Below are 16,821 nucleotides of genomic sequence, written 5' to 3' on the forward strand. Positions count from 1 at the left end.
CAATTTATTGGCGTTTTATAATAACAGGTAATCTCTCACCCATTCGGCATAATAATTCATTGCTTATACTGTTGGAATTTTTGGCAACGACATCAGCAGAAAGATCGGTGCAGCCATCCGTATCTATCAAAGTTGCAATATCACCGACTGCTATTCCTTCTGCATCTGTTATATCAATGGCAAGCTGATCCATACAGATACGACCTATCACGGGAACAATGTACTGACCTATCAATGCTCTGCCATTGCCGTTCGATAAACTTCTCGGAAATCCATCGCCATATCCGATTGGCAGAATTGCAATTCGACTGTTACGCTCTGCGACAAAGCTCCTGCCATATCCAACAGAGTCTCCTTTTTCAATCTGCCGTATCAGCACAACTCGGCTTTTTAAGGATAAGACGGGACGCAGATCGAGTTGAAGTTCTATATTATCATCCGGCAAAGATTTAACCCCATACAAGGCTACGCCTGTTCTGACATAGCTACATTTAAGCTCTGGGTAATTCAAGAAACCGTAACTACTTTGAATATGCAATTTAGGAATATTTATACCAGATTTTTTCAGATGATCAATGAGATTATAAAAGCCATCAATTTGTCCTCTTGTAAATGCAATATCGTCAGGCATACTGCTATCCGAGCAGCATAAATGTGTAAAGATACCACATATATTTAAATTTTTCATTGTAAAAACCTTTTCCACATCCAAAAAGTCAGCACTCGGTATTCCCAGCCTGTGCATACCCGTATCTATTTTGATATGGGCGTTTACCATCACTCCCTGCCTGTTCAGCGCATTTGCATATTCAAAGCTAATCAGAGTTTGTATCAAATTATATTTTTTCAATTCAGAAGCACGATCAATGCTTGTATATCCAAGTATAAGTATTTCCCCACGAATACCATATTTTCTCAAGCTAATGCCCTCGTCTATTGTTGCAACAGCAAACGCCCGAACTCCGATTTTTTCAAGGTGGGTTGAAATTTCATAAGCTCCGTGTCCGTATGCCTGAGCTTTTACAACTGCCATCAATTCGCATTTCGGCGGCATAGCCTTTCTTAATGTTTTTACATTGTGTTCCAAATTGTTCAAATCAATTTCTATATATGCTCTATCTGTATCGTTATCATACCTTACCTTTTTTGGTCTGTATTTATTCCACAATACCGTTGTTGCTATACCAAACGCTACCGATGATAAGCAAACTATTAAATAATGAATAATGCTATTATCAACGAGCAAATTCTCTAAATGAAGCAACTTTGCAAACAACCGTATGATTACAATCATCATTGGATGTATAATATAAATAATCAGAGAGGATGTTCTAAGCCATATAATGCGTTTACCCTTAAAATGCAGGATAATATTGAAAAGGAAATACATACACGGCAACAAAAATATATACATACTATCATGCCGTTGCAGATTACAAAAGTGTAGTGTAAGAGCTTCTATAAACATCAAAACAAAACTAATACTAAATCCGCAAATACTTTTTCTAAATTCAATTTTGTGACGATTATCAGCTATAAGCCCTCCAAGTACAAAGAAAATAGGGGCGAAGAAAATACCGTTTCTTGTATGGTCTGAGATTTGAAAAATCAAATTATAAAATCCGTCTAAAATACCGATTTTTTCGGATAATCCATAATAGCTATCACCAAACAGACCGATAAAATAGAGAATCCCTGTCATGATCAAGGCTGCCCCATAGTCAAACTTTCTGACCAAATACCACGCAATCGTAGCGCCAATGATAGATGCAGGCAGATACCACAAATGATATAAAGTACCGTCGAAAACAATATCCTTGATAATGTTTGGCAAAAGGTTGTCCATTCTGAAATAACCGTTATATATGTTGATAGGTATGTATATCAGCATAGCTACTCCATAAATAAGAGCAGTCTTTTTCACGAACATCCATAATTTACTGTTGTTATAAGCATATCTTGAAATCAGAAAGAACCCGGATGTCATAAAAAAGAATGGAACAGCAACACGAGCTATAATTCGTGTCAACATAAAGTCGCCTGTTTCGCTGAAAGAACCAAGCGGGGAAGTGTGTATTGCAATTATCAATAGTGCGGCGATAAACCTGAAATAGTCAATGCCCGTATAGTTCTTGTTCATTGTTCTTCCTCCATACGGTGACAATAAAACCGTCTATGTTATTTCCTGATATTTGGTTAACATAGTTTTCTTCTATATTGATTGTAGTTTCATTGTTGTTTGCAGGAACATAATATATTTCAATCTCGGTTTCACAAACTGCGGTGAATATAAGCCTGCTATTATCCCGATAATTTTTTATAAATTCTGCATATTCTTCAAGGGAAAAAACTTGCTCTGTAATTATTTTTGAATGTGGATATCCTACATATCGAAAATGCCAAGGTTCATGTGAAATTCCTGTTATACTTTCTTTATCCTTGGCATAGCGCTCAATAAAACCGTAATCGGGTGCTGCCTGCCTAAATTCTTCACAAATACCGCCATACGGGAAATCAGGACGGATAAAATCTATGTCCGGCTTGTTCAGTCCTAAATCAATCGCAAGTCCTGTTTGATGTTCGCTGTGATTTGGCAAAGCAACATACTTTCGTGTAAACTCCTCTCCGTTATCTTTAAGAGAAGTATTATATATATTTACTTGTTCCTCTAAGGTTCGATATCCGCTTACAGGAACAATAGCGTTCCCTGATGAAATCTTTTGGAATATAAGCTGTAATGCGTTGGCAGCTTCACGGCTCAAAAGGGTTTCTTCATAGCGGCTGTTAAGAGAAACATAAAACTTTCTGCTGTTATCTCTGTACGGATGCCGAGCATTTACAAGCAGCAGATCACCTTGATATATTTGTTCTTTTCTTAGAGTTACTGTTTTCATCATTCCACATACAGACTTATCAGCTTGTCCAACATATCCGCAAAGGACAGACCGATACCTTTCATCATATTTGGATAGCGACTGTGGGAGGTAAGTCCCGGTATGGTATTCACTTCATTAAAAATGATCTCATTGGAAGGTGTATAAAACATATCTACCCTCGCAAAGCCGGAACAGCCCAAAGCCTTATATATCGCTACCGCTGTTTCCTGTACCCGTTTTTCTTCTTTTGGAGAAAGTCTTGCAGGCATATGGATTTTTGAAGTTTTTAAGGTATATTTTTCTGTATAGTCAAAGAAACCGTTTGACAGTTCAATTTCATCTATTCGTCCAACCGTTAGGTTGTCGATACCGAGTATGGCGCAGCCTACCTCAAATCCACCTATTGCTTCTTCAACGATGACTTCTGTATCGTGTTCAAAGGCTGATTCTATGGCGGTATTTATTTCTGCTTGCTCAGTTACTTTTGTAATACCAAAAGACGAGCCTGCACGAACCGGTTTTACGAAAAGCGGATAGGAAAGCTCTGTCTCGATTTTTTTCAAAGCCGTATTCTTTTCAGAGCGTTTGAAAGTTACCGATTTCGGAACTTTTACTCCGGCAAGGCTTACGAGCTTGTGCGCTCTATCCTTATCCATACAGAGAGCCGAAGCAAGCGTATTGCAGCCGATCACAGGAATACCCGAAAGTTCAAACATTCCTTGAAGTGTGCCATCCTCTCCGTTTTTGCCGTGTAAAATTGGGAAAACCAAATCTATATGAACAGCAGTGTATTGATCCTCGTCAAATTCCCAAATGCCCTTTTGAGAGTGACTTACAGATACGGTCACAGGATAGAGATTGTCCCGATCCCCGCTCCAAGTATTATTTGCTATGTTCTCATACCGACCTTTGTAGTGATACCAGTCCCCGTTTCGAGTGATTCCTATGGGGATAATGTCATACTTATCATGATTGATATTTTCAAACACGGAAAATGCCGATTGTAATGACACCTCGTACTCTGTTGAATTGCCTCCAAAAATAACTGCTATTTTTTTCTTTTGCATTTTACACACCTCTTTCTTCAATTTTTATATCATCGGGTAGCTTATAGGCTATTTCGCATTGATTGACATACAATTCTTTTTCCGTCTGCCTACCAGTCAGTTTGTCTTTTTCTGTACGACAAACAGAAGCTATTTGATATATTTTTTCCTCTCGCTTGAAATAGGAAACAGACGAATTAAAAACCGTATATTCAATATTTACGGAACTTTGCGACAAAATTCGACCATACATATATTTATCATCAAAGCTAATCTCAATCTGGAAAGTATTGTCCGTATCGTTGCGGATTTTTAAATCTAACCACCCTTCGTAGATTGTCGCATCAGTTCCGCAAGGTAAATCTTCTGTTGTGGATGGAAATGACTCAACAGCGTGTCCGTGTCGCTCAACAACTGTAAGAGGTGTGTGTAAAAAAAGCCAAAATAACATATTGCTTAATTGACACAAACCTCCACCATAAGAGCCGACAATCTTTCCGTCAACAAGGTTTAATCCGTCCTTATATTTCTCGTGGTGGTCTGCCCATCGTACAAGCTGCCAAAAAGAAAATGTTTCATTTGGCTCAATAATCACCTTATTGATTGTTCTTGCGGCAAGTTTAAGATTATGTACCTTGTTAATTTGATATTTCATATCAAATCCACTGTTTTCATTCAGCATAAGTGATGAAGTTTCAAATACCGTATTAGGCAATAGTGCCTCAGATTTACTTTTGGCGTATTTGTTTCCGTCTATCAGCATTTCTAAATAGAACAGTTTTTTCCTTTGCCATTTACGGATAGGAAGTAAAAAGGGAAACACCTGTGTCAGTCTTTTTCTTTTCATAAATTCACCCTCTTAGTTTGTTTCTCCCAGATATTCTTCAAGGCATATTCCTCGTTTGTATATTTCGGTAGCCGCATTAACACCGACATATCGGTAATGCCATGGCTCGTTGGCTATACCTGTGATTGCAACTTTATTCTCTGGATAGCGATATATAAACCCATAGCGATAGGCATTTTGAGCGAGCCAGTTATAAACCTCATAACCATATGAATTTATGCCATCAGCATTTATATCAACGCCAAGACCAAGTTGATGTTCACTTGTTCCCGGAATAGCAACCCAGCGTTCTGTTTCTGTTTTTGCGTCGGATTCAGAATATCCTTTTTCGATATACTCCGCCATTGATTCATCGTATATTTGCTGTTGCTCCTGCTCTGTTCTGTAGCCGGAGGCAACAACAGGATATACACCATCATCCCTCATATCATCAAACATTTTCTGAAGCTGAGGGTATATTCTGCTGTCCACGCATTGTCCGTTTGATAGTTCTGTTAAATCGATTTCACTGTCAGTTTCAAGGGGATGCCATTTATTCACCAGTATCAAGCACCATTCTCCATCTGCTTCATTTTCATTACCAAAATCAATGGAAGGCAATGATGCCTTGTTGTATATATCTGTCCCTGCAAAACGCTGAACAAAGATGCAGGCTAATGCTATCAGTAAAATCAGGATGCAGATAAATAAGTGGGGACGGCGTTTCTTGGTTTGTTGGGTATGAGTTGACATCGTTTTTCCTCCCTGATAAGCTAAAAAAGCACGCTTGCTTTTGGTACTATAAGTGTACCAAAAGCAAGCGTGCTTTTTTTTCGTTTCCCCACAAGAGTTTCCTATGTTTTCCTGCGGAATTTCTTACGATTTTCCTACAGGAGCGGAAGAGTGACTGTAAATTCTATTTGCTCATTTTCACTTTTTGCGGTAATTGTTCCGTTATGAAGCTCAACGATTTCTTTTGCAACTGCAAGACCCAATCCTGCACCTCCGCTTCTGGAACTTCGTGCAACATCAAGACGATAAAACTGTTCAAAAATGCGTACAAGCTTTTCTTTTGGAATGGTATTGCCGCAATTGGTAAACTGAATACACAAATTTTCACCGTTTTGTTTTACAGCAATATGAATCGTGCTGTCATCAAAGCTATAATTCACTGCATTTCTCAGCAGATTATCAAAAACGCGCTGCATCTTATTGACATCGCACTTTATCATAGTGTCTGGGGCTATTTCAAGCTCACATTTTAAATTCTTCTCTAAAAACATTGGTTTGAACTCGTATGTAAGTTGTTCAAGCATACGGGTCAAATTGACCCTGCTGTACTCAAGAGTGATATTAGAAAGATTAAACCGCGTGATTTCAAAAAATTCGTTAATTAAATCCTCAAGATGTTCTGCTTTTTCCAAAGAAATTGACAAATACTTTTCTCTTAATTCTTCGGAAATTTTGTTTTCGTCCCGCAGCAAAGTTAAATACCCAATTACTGAGGTGAGAGGGGTTTTCAAATCGTGGGCAAGATAAACAACAAGGTCATTTTTCCGCTGTTCTGAAAGCTCTGCTGCCAGTTTTCGTTGTTCAAGAGTATGCTTAATATGATTGATTTTCTTTTCGATTGCAGTTAATTCAGAAGGCAAAACAATATCTCCTGAATTTTCTTCTATCAGAGCATCTATACTACGGTTAATTTCTTTGAAATACTTGGAAAATTCATTTAGATAAAAGCGCAAAATAATTGCAAATAACAGTAAGGAAAGCACTACGAAGAAAAGACCCATATAATCTCTAATATATATTGAATATACATTATAAGCTCGGTCATAATCATGGTAGACAAAATTATCCAAAAAACCCACAAAAGTGTCTGCTATGTGCCCTTTTAAAAATAGAGAGTACAAGGCTGCTAAAAAAGCAAACGCAAAAAACAACATTCCAAAAGTTCTAATCAATAATTTGTTTTTAAGAAGACGATAATCATCTCTTTCGCTATTTCTTTTATTTTTCAATGGTATATCCAACTCCCCACACAGTTTTTATAAATTTCGGTTTTTTTGCAGGCTCATTAAGCTTTTCCCTCAATCTTCCGATATGAGCCATAACAGTATTATTGTTATCAAGGTACTGCTCGCCCCAAACATTTTCAAACAATTCTTCAGACGGTATAACTTTTCCTCTGTTCTCACATAAGTACCAGAGGATAGAAAACTCAATAGGTGTCAAAGTAACCTCTTTTCCATACAAAGTACATTTGTGAGTATTCTTGTTTATAATAAGTCCTCTTACATCATGTTCTGCAAGGGGAGCATCTATTTCCTTGGTATTAGCCGCATTATTATAACGAACATAACGGCGAAGTTGCGTTTTTACTCTTGCTACAACCTCCAAAGGATTGAAAGGTTTTGTAATGTAATCATCAGCTCCAATGGTAAGTCCCATAATTTTATCAGTATCCTCAACTTTTGCCGTCAGAATTATAATAGGATAAAAATACTGTTCTCTGATTTTCTGACAAATACGAAATCCATCAATATCTGGAAGCATTACATCTAAAATTGCCAAATCCATTTTTTGCGTTTCAATACATTCCAAAGCATCCAGACCATTATAAAATTTATGTACCGTGTAACCATCATTTTTAAGATATACCTCTATTAGATCGGCTATCTCCTTTTCATCGTCTACTATTAAAATTTGTTCACTCATTTTATTGCTCCTTAATTTCCGGCACAGCTTCCATAATATCGCCAAAGTCACAGTTTAGATATTCGCATATATCAAGCAAAACAGGAAGTGTGACATTTTCGTTTTTCCCAAGTTTAGCAAAAGTGCTTTTGCTTGCACCAACCGCCACTCTTAATTGACTTTTTTTCATCCCTTTATCTATAAGCAGTTTCCAAAGCTTATTATAACAAACTTTCATTTCGTTCCTCCGAATAGACTTATTAACTCTATCATAGCACTTAAATCGCTAAAACACAAGTGTTTGGTTTGCATTTGCAGACTTTTTTGAAAAGCGTATGTATTCGGCTGTTTAATACAAACAGCCGAAATGAATTTTAATACTGCGGCATACCATACCCCAATATCTCATAATACCCTATGGCATAGTGATTTTCTCGGCAGCTATCGCCGGAATTGCCCTCCACGGTGTAAACTGTGCCGTTCTCGACTTTTTCAACAATCCCCACATGATCGGATTCTCCGTCCTGCGGGCCTGACGAACCTTTATTATCCCAATCGAAAAAGATAATGTCACCGGGACGGGGTTCGTAGCTGTTGTCCTGCCATAGTCCGCGATCTCTGAACCATTCGACACCCCAGACGCAGCCTGCAAATTTCGGGATAACGCCTGCGTCGATATAGCCGCACTCGTTGGCACACCACGAAACGAAACAGGCGCACCATTCCACACGAGAGTTAAAGCCGTACCACGACCAATAAGGCGCACCGCCCACATTGCCGATCTGCGAGAGCGCAACAGTTACAATCTCGCCGTCGCCTGTGCCGATACCGTAAAGAACAGCGCTCCACATACTGCGGTTTTCGTCGGCAAGAAGTTCGGCAAGCTGTTTTCGCTGGTCTGCGCTGAAATTGTACTGATCTGCCATTTCCTCGGCGGTCTTATGGCTGACCGTAATATACAGATAGGTTCGTGTAACGGTAGAGGTGGATTCCACAATATTCCCGTGGCCGTCGTCGGTTTCGGTAATTACTTCCTCGGTCTTTGTTTCGGTGCGGGAAGATATTTCATTCATCTGCCAGAAAATATCTTTTAGAATCGCCTTTTTGGAATCGTCCATCGTGGCGACCTCTTGTGCATTGTCGGGGTCGGTGGTGGTTTTGACTGCATAAATAGCAAGCACTTCCGGCCACACGGCGCGGGAGCCGGACATTTCAAGCACATCATAGGAGATATTCGCCTTTGTCGTGTCAAGTTGCGTTTGATAGTCAGTATTGATTTCCTGAACAACCGCCTGCATAGTCTGACCTGATCCGCTGTCCTCATTAGAAAAGAAGATACCGAAGCACGAGCCGACAATTAAGCCGATCAGACAAATAACGATAATGACAACAACCGCAACCCAGCCCCCGGCGGCGATAGCGAAAATCAGCGCCTTTGTTGCGGCAATAATCGCCTTGACCGCCGCAATGGTTGCTTTGACCGCTACTTTTACAGCATGGGCGGTTGCCTTTGCAGTAGCTTTAGCCGCCTGTGCCGCTTTTTGTGCTGCTTTCGCCGTAGCCTGTGCGGTTTTCTGCGCTGTTTTCGCTGCTTGCTGGGTCGTCTTGATGGCAGCTTTGGAAGTATGCTCGGCGGTCTTAACAGTTTTCTGTGCGGTCTTGACCGTACCCTTTGCGGTCTTGACGGTTGCCTTGCCCGTAGATTTTGCCGTTTGCTTAATGGTCTTGCCGCTGTGTTCCACCGTCTTAATGGATTGTTTCGCAGGTTCAGCAGAACGGCGAACCCTCTGCATAGATTTTTGAGCCTGCTTTTTCGGGAAGTTGGCTTTCTTTTGCTGAAAATGGTCTTTTGCTTTGGAAATATTCTCTTTTGTGTCCTTTACACCCTTGCGCCCGAATTTATCAAGCTGGCGGACGGTTTCACGGGCGGCGGTTTCCGTCCCTCCCGAAACACGGTCGGCGGCGTATTCATCGGGCGAACCCTCTGCGGAATAAAGGCTGTGATCCGCTTTGTCTTTGGTGCGAATATAGGCAGATTTCATACGCTCGGCGGCAACCGCCGATTTGTCAATCGCCTTGACCGTTCCTTTGGCAATCTCCCTTGTCTTTATATCCGGCATAGCGTCACCTCCGATCCGAGCCGTGAAAGCTCCTGCCGCAGAGCAGAGTAAAACGCTCTGCTTCGGATATTGCCGCCTGCGGCCTGCCATCTGTCCTCAAAATCAAAACGGGCGGCAAGCTGACGGACGGAATAGTTTTTAAGAAATGTCCTCCAAGTGGATTCGTCCCATTCTTCAAGCTGCTGCCATAGGTCGGGAAAATGCCGATACAGCTTCCGCAGTTCCCCCAAACTTTGCAGAGGGCAGCACCAGCAGGAAACACGGCTGAAAATCTCATATAAACCGCCCCAATCAAAACCCCGCCTGTAACAATAGGAAAGACAGTCCTTTTCTGTCATTCCCCATTCTACAAGCGGGTAATTTTTATCCTTGATTCGCTTTGTTTCATCGGCGGCGATCCCCACATACTCAATGAGCGTGTAATCCTCCCGTAATTCTTTCAGATAGGCGTTGATAACACGGGTTTTGAGAATCCCCGTACACCAGCGGCCACGGGGACCGGGCCAGCTCATACCTCTGCACTGTGACAGCGCGGGATTCTTCCTTTTCGGGGTGTACTCGTAAAAGTAGTATTCAAAATCGTGCGCCGCTTTCAGCCGTATAATCGGTCTGCCGATATACGCCTCCAATCGGTCAAGGTGTTCATACATCTGCGGAAATTCAAGCCCCGTATCGCAGAACAAAATCAAATTAACAGGCAGCTTTTCCTCCAAGAGCCGTAAGAGCATAGCCGTTGAATCTTTCCCGCCCGAAAGAGAGAGGACATATTTTTCAGGCTTCATTTTCGCCCACCTCCAAAGAGGGCGAAACAATCTTTTTCGCTACAACGACCATGCGGCCGTTTTGCCTGCTGTATTCGCAGGTGGAAAGGGTTATCAGCCTGTCGCCGTATTCCGCAGTCACGCCCGTATCATATAGAGCAAGCTCCTTGCATTGGGAGATATATTCGTTAAAGGCATTTTCGTCCTCGGCATTGACAAAATGGTAATACTTGAAGCCCTGCTCGGAATAGGCAACGGTCTTGAATGCCGCCACAACCTCATATTCTCCAAAGCCGGATAGCGTATCAAAGCGGATTGTTTTGTGCTCCCTGTAAAAATCCTCGTCGGCATACTTGCAGAGGTCGGCAAACATACTGCCGTTATTCATATGATGACCGTAAATAACGCAGTTGTCGGAAAGTCCGAGGTCGCAGTTTTCCTGCACATAGGGAACGCCGTAATCGCTGTACTGCTTTTCAAAGCTGCGTTTCAGATAGTAGTTCGGATTGTCAACCGTCTGCATTACAGGATAGTCGATGTTTGTTCCCTCAATGGAAATCCAGCCCACAAAATCGCTGTTTTGCTCATAGACCGCAGCGTACTTTTCAAAGGCGGTTTGTTCGGGCTGCGGGGGTTCGGTTTCCTGCGGCTCATCGGCGGGCGGCGTTTCGTCCTGCACAAGTGCAGCGATATTGTCAAAGGCTTCGGCGCTCTGTTTCTCGTCCGCATACTGCCGATAAAGCATAACGCCGGAGAAAAGGAAAAGGGCGGCACATACGGCCGCCCCGATCATCAGATATTTGCTTTTCATAAGAATTGTCCTCCTGTTTTGAAATTAAGAAGCGTCCCCGCCGCCGAACACGCCCTCGCCGGGTTTTGTCGTCATAAGCTGATACAGTTTTGTATCTCTCGGAAAGCGGTTGATAAAGGGTACAAGGGCGCTGCCGTACTTGATAAGACCGCAGCCTGCGTCCGCATTGGTAACATAGCTCATCTGCTCATCGGAGATATTTAAGAGCTTCGAGAGCTTGGAACGGTCGGAAAACGCCTGATTGAGCATTACCACAAATTCAGAGTTGGAAAGCATTGTGCTTGCCTGTACGGAATCGAGCAGATATTCCACATTCTGCGTAATGGCGGTCGGGTAGCCGTTTCTCTTTCTGAACTGCCTCCAAGCAGAGTTAAAGAAAATGCCGCTTTGCTCGTTCTCAAACACAACATGAAACTCGTCGATAAAGACATGAGTACGCTTGCCCTTTTTCCAGTTGAGCGTAACACGGTTCAGAATGGTATCGGTGATAACCAGAAGTCCCGTAGGCTTTAACTGATCGCCCAAGCTGTGAATATCAAAGACGACAATTCGCTTGTCGAGGTCTACGGTGCTTTCGTGTCCGAAAATATCAAGCGATCCCGTAGTGAACAGTTCCAGAGACAGGGCGATTTCCTTTGCCTTTTCTTCGGGCTGTTCCAAAAGTTTATTGCGGAGATCGCAGAGGGTAGCGGTTTTGCCCGTCGCCTCGGCCTCCTGATACACAAGGGCCGTACAGCGATCAATAATGGATTTCTGTTGCGGGCCGACCCCGGTTCTGTCGATCTGCTCTACAAGGGACATAATGAACTGCGATTTCTCCACAATGGGATTGTTCTCGCCGTAGCCGTCAACCATATACATAGCGTTCAAGCGGTCTTTGCCGCCTGCGGCCATATGAATGACGGTCGCTGTTTCCTCGCCCAAAGCCGCCGCCAGAGCGCCGAACTCATTTTCAGGGTCGCAGATCAGCACATCGTCCTCGGTGTTGAGAATCAGAAAGGCAATCAATTCTTTTGCGGAAAAGGATTTACCCGAACCGGGAACGCCGAGCAGAAAAGCCGACTGATTCAAAAGATTCGCCTTGTTGCACATAATAAGATTATGAGAAATGGCGTTTTCCCCGAAATAGATACCGCCCTTGTCCTGAACTTCCTGTACCTTGAACGGCATAAATACTGCCAAAGATTCCGTTGTGAGTGTACGGAACGCATTGATTCTGCGTGTACCAATAGGAAGAACAGTATTCAAGCCGTCGAACTGCTGAAATTTTAAAACGGCAAGCTGGCACATATGCTTTCTTGCAACGGACAGCACCGTTTCGGTGTCGCTGTCAAGCTGCTTTTTGTCGTCGGCGGTGATTACCATAGTAATGACCGCAAACATCATGCGCTGATCCCTCGTTGTCAGGTCGTCCAAAAATTCCTTGCTTTCCTTACGCTGGAGCTCCATATCATACGGCACGACCGCAGAAAAATTGTTGTTGGCGTTTTGGCGTCGCTGCCAGTTTGTGATGTTTGTCTCGACCCCTAAAAGGCGGTTTTCCACCTCACGCACCGCTTCGTCGGTGGGAACGGGAACAACATCAATCGACAACATCATATTGCGGTTAAAGTCGGTGAGCTCCGTTACCATACTGTCCTTGATATATGAAGCATAGTCTTTCAAAAAAAGAACCCGGCAATATTTATCGCCGAGCTTCAAATAATCGCTGTTCTTTTCAATGGAATCGGGGCAGATATAGTCCTTGAAATCGTGTCCCTTTTTCATCATATCCTGCGGGTCGAAATGAAAGGCGGCTTCCTCGCCCTGACGGTAGAAGTCGTGAAGCACACGCAGCTTTTCGCCTGCGTGCATTTCCGTACACTTTGAGCCGAGGGCGGCAAAGTGGGAAATCAGGTCTGCGCCCACACGGGCAAAATAGGTGCGGGCTTCCTCAATATCCTTTTTGGCAACGGATATGGTGATATACTTTTCCTGTATAATGCCGTTCGCTCCCGTGGCTTTGTCAAGCAGCATTTGATTGTATTCCTTGCGGTACACATCACGGGAATCGCCGCGCATAGGCATTAAAATTGACTGTTCAAAATTTGCCTTGTTCAGTCTGCGGTTATTGATCGTGATTTTCGTGGTAGCACCGGAATCCAGAGAGTTGAGCAGTTCGGAGTAGGCAAGAAACATCGTTTCCTTGTCCTCGCGGCTTGCCACAAGGTAGTTTATATCGGTAAATTTATAGGTCTTGGAAAAGCGGTTTCCCACCTGAAAAATACCGTCTTTCCAGATACGCTGAATCGGGATAATATCCTGCACCTTGCGGGGAACAGAATATCGCTCTTTATCCTGTTTTAGCAGTTTTTTTAAGGCCTTAATCATCGTTTACCTCCTGTATCAATTTTGCCTTTGAGCGCTTCATAGTAGAAATTCGAGGATTCAAAACGAATTTCTTTCGGCTCTAAAAGCTCCGAGCGAATCCACGCCCAGATAAATTGCTCGGCTGTCATGCCGTGATAAGTGATGAATCCCAGCGCCGCAAAGGGGGCAGCGCCGAGAATACACATCCACGATACGGTTTCCGTTCCGACATAGGGCTTTAAGAGAAAGTACAGCCCCACGGCAACAGCGACCGCCAAAATGGAAAAGATGAATTGCCGCATACTCAAACCGAAAAACATAGATTCGGTATAGTTGCGGATTTCACGGTTAATTTTTACCTCCATAATCTGCATACCTCCTGTCAGCGTTCCTGTTCGCCTTTGGCTTTGGGCTTCGGTTGAAGCTCGCGCGGGGTTCTGCCGTCAAGGGGCTTGATAAAATCAATCTGCCCGGCGGCATAAATGGCGTTGCCGTTTAACTGCCTCTGCCACGCCTTATTGGAGGGCGACCAGCGAAAGCCCCAGCTTTTGAGTTTACTGCGCTGTTCCTCGCCGGGCTTTTCATCAAAAAGAAGCTGCAAGCGGTTTTCCTCCTGATTAGCAACAGCTTCGCCGCCCTCAAACTGCCAGCCGACAAAACCCGTTTCCTCACGGCGTTCAAGACTTTCAATTCGCTTTTTCAGACGGTTAATTTCCGCATTGTTGTTGGATAGCTCATAGGGAGCATAAGGGGCGGTAATCCACGAATAATCGTTTTTCACGCTCTCGTCGATCTCCGCCGCCTTTTCATCGGAAATGCCTTCAAAGCCTTTCATCGTACCGTTTTTGCGGTAATAGGCGTTGACTTTTTTCATATGGCTTTGCAAGTCTTGTCGCTGCTGCAATTTTTCTTTCAGCTTCGTAACGGCTTCGGGGTCGTCGCTGAAAATGGCGGTGTTCTTCTCGGCGGCCTCGGCCTTACTGCGGTAGTAGTCCGCTTTTTGTCCTGCCTCCACGGATTTCTCCATTTTGCCCCATGCGCGGTCACGGTAATTTTTATCGGATTTGTAGGAATAGTGATCGACCAAAAGCGGCTGCCCCAGAGGAATCGCCTCAACCATTTTGCTCGATTCGTGTGCAAGCTGGCTGCTTTGCTGTTCAAACTTCTCCGCTTTCTCGTTGTAGTAGTCGATTCTCCGTTGCTTTTTTTCTTCGTATGAGTTCATAGCATATCGCTCCTTTACTTACATAAAAATAGCCTCCTGCGAATATCCGCAGAAAGCAATTACAAGCCCATCATTTCACGCACAACACGGTCGGCCATTTTGACCGCGCCCACGAGGACGAGCATATTAAAAACAAGCTCCCCGATATAGCTCCATACCATAGAAACCGCCGCAGCGTTCGGGTCAACCACGGGCGGGGCCGAAGCAAACAGGGAGAAGATAATACAGGCAAGCACGATAATAGCCCCCTCCAAGCAGACGGCGGCATAGGATTTAATAAAGCTCTTGCCGACATTCTGCGAGGGTTCGCCTGCAAAAGCGGAGAGAGGTACGGGCGCAATCGCCGTGTAAAGGTACAACTTAAAGAACCTGCCGTAGACCGTCATTATCATAATGAAAGACAGTACCGTAATGAACAGCCCGCCGATCAAGGTCACTGCCCACAATGGGATGTTTTCAAAAAAACTGCAGTTCTCCACGGCGGTCACGATTTCGGCAGGCAGCACGGTTTCCTGCGCTGCACCGAAGCCTGCGGCGTTCATGATGGTAGAGATCAGCCCCTGCACGATGTTGAACAGGGCAATCATCAGCTCCAAGCCGTATGTGACGGCGGCCTTGGCGAGAGCGAAGCGGATAAACACTTTGAGGGCGTGTTCCGGCCGCTTCAGTTCCGCAAAGGAGCCGCAGGTTTTCATCACGCCCACAACAAAGAACAAAACAAGCAGCGCAAGGCCGATGGCCTGCACCGCACCGTGGATGCCGACGATCACATTCCAAATCGTGCCGCCCTTGAACTGCTCCGGCGACTGCGTAATGAGCTGCCAGATCTCCGCCAGCTTTTCATTCCAAGTTTCAAGTGCATTCTCCAAATTCTGCACGATCCAGTTATCCGACATTCGGCTCACCTCCCGTCAGCGCAATATCACAGGCGACCTCGTTGCCCCAAGCATCCCAGCCGTCCGCTTTCTGACGGGCGAACAGCTCAATGCGGGGCAGATCGCCCATCAGCTCGACGATTCGCCGTCTTGCTTCTTCCGGCTTTTTGCTGTGTTCCTCAATGTGGGAGAGGATGACTTGATGCACCCCGGCAGAGCGGCGTTTCGGGTGTCCTTTGGTGGCAAGCATACAGAACTCCGCATTGGCTCTCGTCCAGTGTCCCATGCCCCAAAACAGACTGTCGGACTTGCGGTTCTGCTTGATCCACACGAAAGCCACCGTCTTATATGAAAAGCCCCATGCACGCATGACCGAAAAGCAATCATGCAGCAGCGGGATCGTTGTCCATAGAAACAATACGCAGTCATCTGCGGCAAGTGTGCCGACCGGCAGCGCCCGTATATCTTCCAGCGCCATTGTCGGGTAGTGGGATTCGGCAGAGCGTCCAAGTCCCTTTTGGGAGTAGACTTTATACCGCCAAGGCGGGTCGGCGTAAATAATGCTGTATTTCTTCACAGCTTCCTCCTTTCCGGCAAATGGGGGCAGGCCGAAGTGACCTGCCCCGTGTGCCGTATCATTTTATCTGCTGTCCCGGTCGGGCGAACTGCGGATCACGCCGTACACATCGTCTACAAAGTAGCGCCCGGCAAAGGGATTGAATATGGCGTGGCACTTCACGCCGTTGTATTCGGCAAGGTAGTCGTTGTCCCCGATGCGTTTGAGGATCGTCGCCTCACCGAGCACATGGGTTTCTCCCTGTTTCAAAGAGTGGATATAGCACTCACACTTTTCCATCTGCTGCCTCCTTTCAGCCCGTGATCAGGTTGAGGATCTCTTTGGCAAAGGTGATGACGATGCCGCCCACAAGGGTGAGAAAGCCGTTGCTTCGCTGGCTGGGATCGTGGGACTGGAACGAAAGTCCCACCTGCACGATGCCCCAGCCGAGCAGGATCAGGCCGACCGCACGGATCAGTCCGAAAATGAAATCGCTCAGGTTGTTCACAACGGCGATCGGGTCATTGGCGGCAAAAGCCGTCACGGAGCAGCCGAGCACAAGGGCGACCGACAGCACGGCGGCGCAGTAGAAACGGAAGCCCTTTTTGACCTTGCCGGGCACAGACAGCTTGTTTGCGGTCTTTTTGGTGTTCTTCATGGGTTTATCCTCCTTGAATTG

At 44.6% G+C, this 16,821-nt stretch carries 18 protein-coding genes; all 18 read right to left on the minus strand.

Features of this window, described 5'->3' with window-relative positions; genetic code table 11:
* Positions 1–4: 4 nt before the first annotated feature.
* Positions 5–2,140, minus strand: a complete 2,136-nt coding sequence (vanT, locus tag IAG03_RS06525; RefSeq protein WP_249319253.1) for a serine racemase VanT catalytic subunit — start codon at positions 2,138–2,140, stop codon at positions 5–7.
* Positions 2,115–2,894 carry a M15 family metallopeptidase gene (locus IAG03_RS06530; protein ID WP_249319255.1) on the minus strand — a complete coding sequence of 260 codons (780 nt, stop codon included), beginning with the start codon at positions 2,892–2,894 and terminating at the stop codon, positions 2,115–2,117. The genes vanT and IAG03_RS06530 overlap by 26 nt, the downstream gene beginning before the upstream one ends.
* Complete coding sequence (vanG, locus tag IAG03_RS06535; protein WP_249319258.1) at positions 2,894–3,943, minus strand: D-alanine--D-serine ligase VanG; 1,050 nt, start codon at positions 3,941–3,943, stop codon at positions 2,894–2,896. The genes IAG03_RS06530 and vanG overlap by 1 nt, the downstream gene beginning before the upstream one ends.
* A 1-nt stretch (position 3,944) precedes the next feature.
* Positions 3,945–4,769, minus strand: a complete 825-nt coding sequence (gene vanW-G, locus IAG03_RS06540; RefSeq protein ID WP_249319260.1) for a glycopeptide resistance accessory protein VanW-G — start codon at positions 4,767–4,769, stop codon at positions 3,945–3,947.
* 12 nt (positions 4,770–4,781) lie between these two features.
* Positions 4,782–5,501 carry a M15 family metallopeptidase gene (locus IAG03_RS06545; RefSeq protein WP_249319262.1) on the minus strand — a complete coding sequence of 240 codons (720 nt, stop codon included), beginning with the start codon at positions 5,499–5,501 and terminating at the stop codon, positions 4,782–4,784.
* Positions 5,502–5,635: 134 nt separating this feature from the next.
* Positions 5,636–6,769 carry a vancomycin resistance histidine kinase VanS gene (gene vanS / locus IAG03_RS06550; protein ID WP_249319268.1) on the minus strand — a complete coding sequence of 378 codons (1,134 nt, stop codon included), beginning with the start codon at positions 6,767–6,769 and terminating at the stop codon, positions 5,636–5,638.
* Complete coding sequence (vanR, locus tag IAG03_RS06555) at positions 6,759–7,466, minus strand: VanR-ABDEGLN family response regulator transcription factor (protein WP_249319270.1); 708 nt, start codon at positions 7,464–7,466, stop codon at positions 6,759–6,761. Before vanR ends, vanS begins: the two co-directional genes overlap by 11 nt.
* A 1-nt stretch (position 7,467) precedes the next feature.
* Positions 7,468–7,683, minus strand: coding sequence for a helix-turn-helix domain-containing protein (locus IAG03_RS06560; RefSeq protein ID WP_015523970.1), 216 nt, complete (start codon positions 7,681–7,683; stop codon positions 7,468–7,470).
* A gap of 136 nt (positions 7,684–7,819) precedes the next feature.
* The gene (locus IAG03_RS06565; protein ID WP_249319272.1) at positions 7,820–9,565 is read right to left on the minus strand and encodes a CHAP domain-containing protein; all 1,746 of its coding nucleotides are present in this window, start codon (positions 9,563–9,565) and stop codon (positions 7,820–7,822) included.
* Positions 9,553–10,347, minus strand: coding sequence for a phosphoadenosine phosphosulfate reductase domain-containing protein (locus tag IAG03_RS06570; RefSeq protein WP_249319274.1), 795 nt, complete (start codon positions 10,345–10,347; stop codon positions 9,553–9,555). The genes IAG03_RS06565 and IAG03_RS06570 overlap by 13 nt, the downstream gene beginning before the upstream one ends.
* The gene (gene srtB, locus IAG03_RS06575) at positions 10,337–11,137 is read right to left on the minus strand and encodes a class B sortase (RefSeq protein WP_249319276.1); all 801 of its coding nucleotides are present in this window, start codon (positions 11,135–11,137) and stop codon (positions 10,337–10,339) included. The genes IAG03_RS06570 and srtB overlap by 11 nt, the downstream gene beginning before the upstream one ends.
* A gap of 24 nt (positions 11,138–11,161) precedes the next feature.
* A complete protein-coding gene (locus IAG03_RS06580) occupies positions 11,162–13,507 on the minus strand; it encodes a VirB4-like conjugal transfer ATPase, CD1110 family (RefSeq protein ID WP_249319278.1) in 2,346 nt (781 codons plus the stop codon).
* Positions 13,504–13,851 carry a PrgI family protein gene (locus IAG03_RS06585; RefSeq protein WP_176836418.1) on the minus strand — a complete coding sequence of 116 codons (348 nt, stop codon included), beginning with the start codon at positions 13,849–13,851 and terminating at the stop codon, positions 13,504–13,506. Before IAG03_RS06585 ends, IAG03_RS06580 begins: the two co-directional genes overlap by 4 nt.
* Before the next feature lie 17 nt (positions 13,852–13,868).
* Positions 13,869–14,711, minus strand: a complete 843-nt coding sequence (locus tag IAG03_RS06590) for a DUF3560 domain-containing protein (RefSeq protein WP_249319280.1) — start codon at positions 14,709–14,711, stop codon at positions 13,869–13,871.
* 59 nt (positions 14,712–14,770) lie between these two features.
* Positions 14,771–15,607, minus strand: coding sequence for a VirB6/TrbL-like conjugal transfer protein, CD1112 family (locus tag IAG03_RS06595; RefSeq protein ID WP_249319282.1), 837 nt, complete (start codon positions 15,605–15,607; stop codon positions 14,771–14,773).
* Positions 15,597–16,163 (minus strand): MT-A70 family methyltransferase, encoded by a 567-nt coding sequence (locus IAG03_RS06600; RefSeq protein WP_249319284.1) that lies wholly within the window; start codon positions 16,161–16,163, stop codon positions 15,597–15,599. Before IAG03_RS06600 ends, IAG03_RS06595 begins: the two co-directional genes overlap by 11 nt.
* A 63-nt stretch (positions 16,164–16,226) precedes the next feature.
* The gene (locus IAG03_RS06605) at positions 16,227–16,442 is read right to left on the minus strand and encodes a hypothetical protein (protein WP_249319286.1); all 216 of its coding nucleotides are present in this window, start codon (positions 16,440–16,442) and stop codon (positions 16,227–16,229) included.
* A gap of 13 nt (positions 16,443–16,455) precedes the next feature.
* A complete protein-coding gene (locus tag IAG03_RS06610; protein ID WP_249319288.1) occupies positions 16,456–16,800 on the minus strand; it encodes a glutamyl-tRNA amidotransferase in 345 nt (114 codons plus the stop codon).
* Positions 16,801–16,821 lie beyond the last annotated feature (21 nt).

Origin of the sequence: Yeguia hominis (assembly GCF_014384705.1) — a bacterium.
Lineage (GTDB): Bacteria > Bacillota > Clostridia > Oscillospirales > Acutalibacteraceae > Yeguia > Yeguia hominis.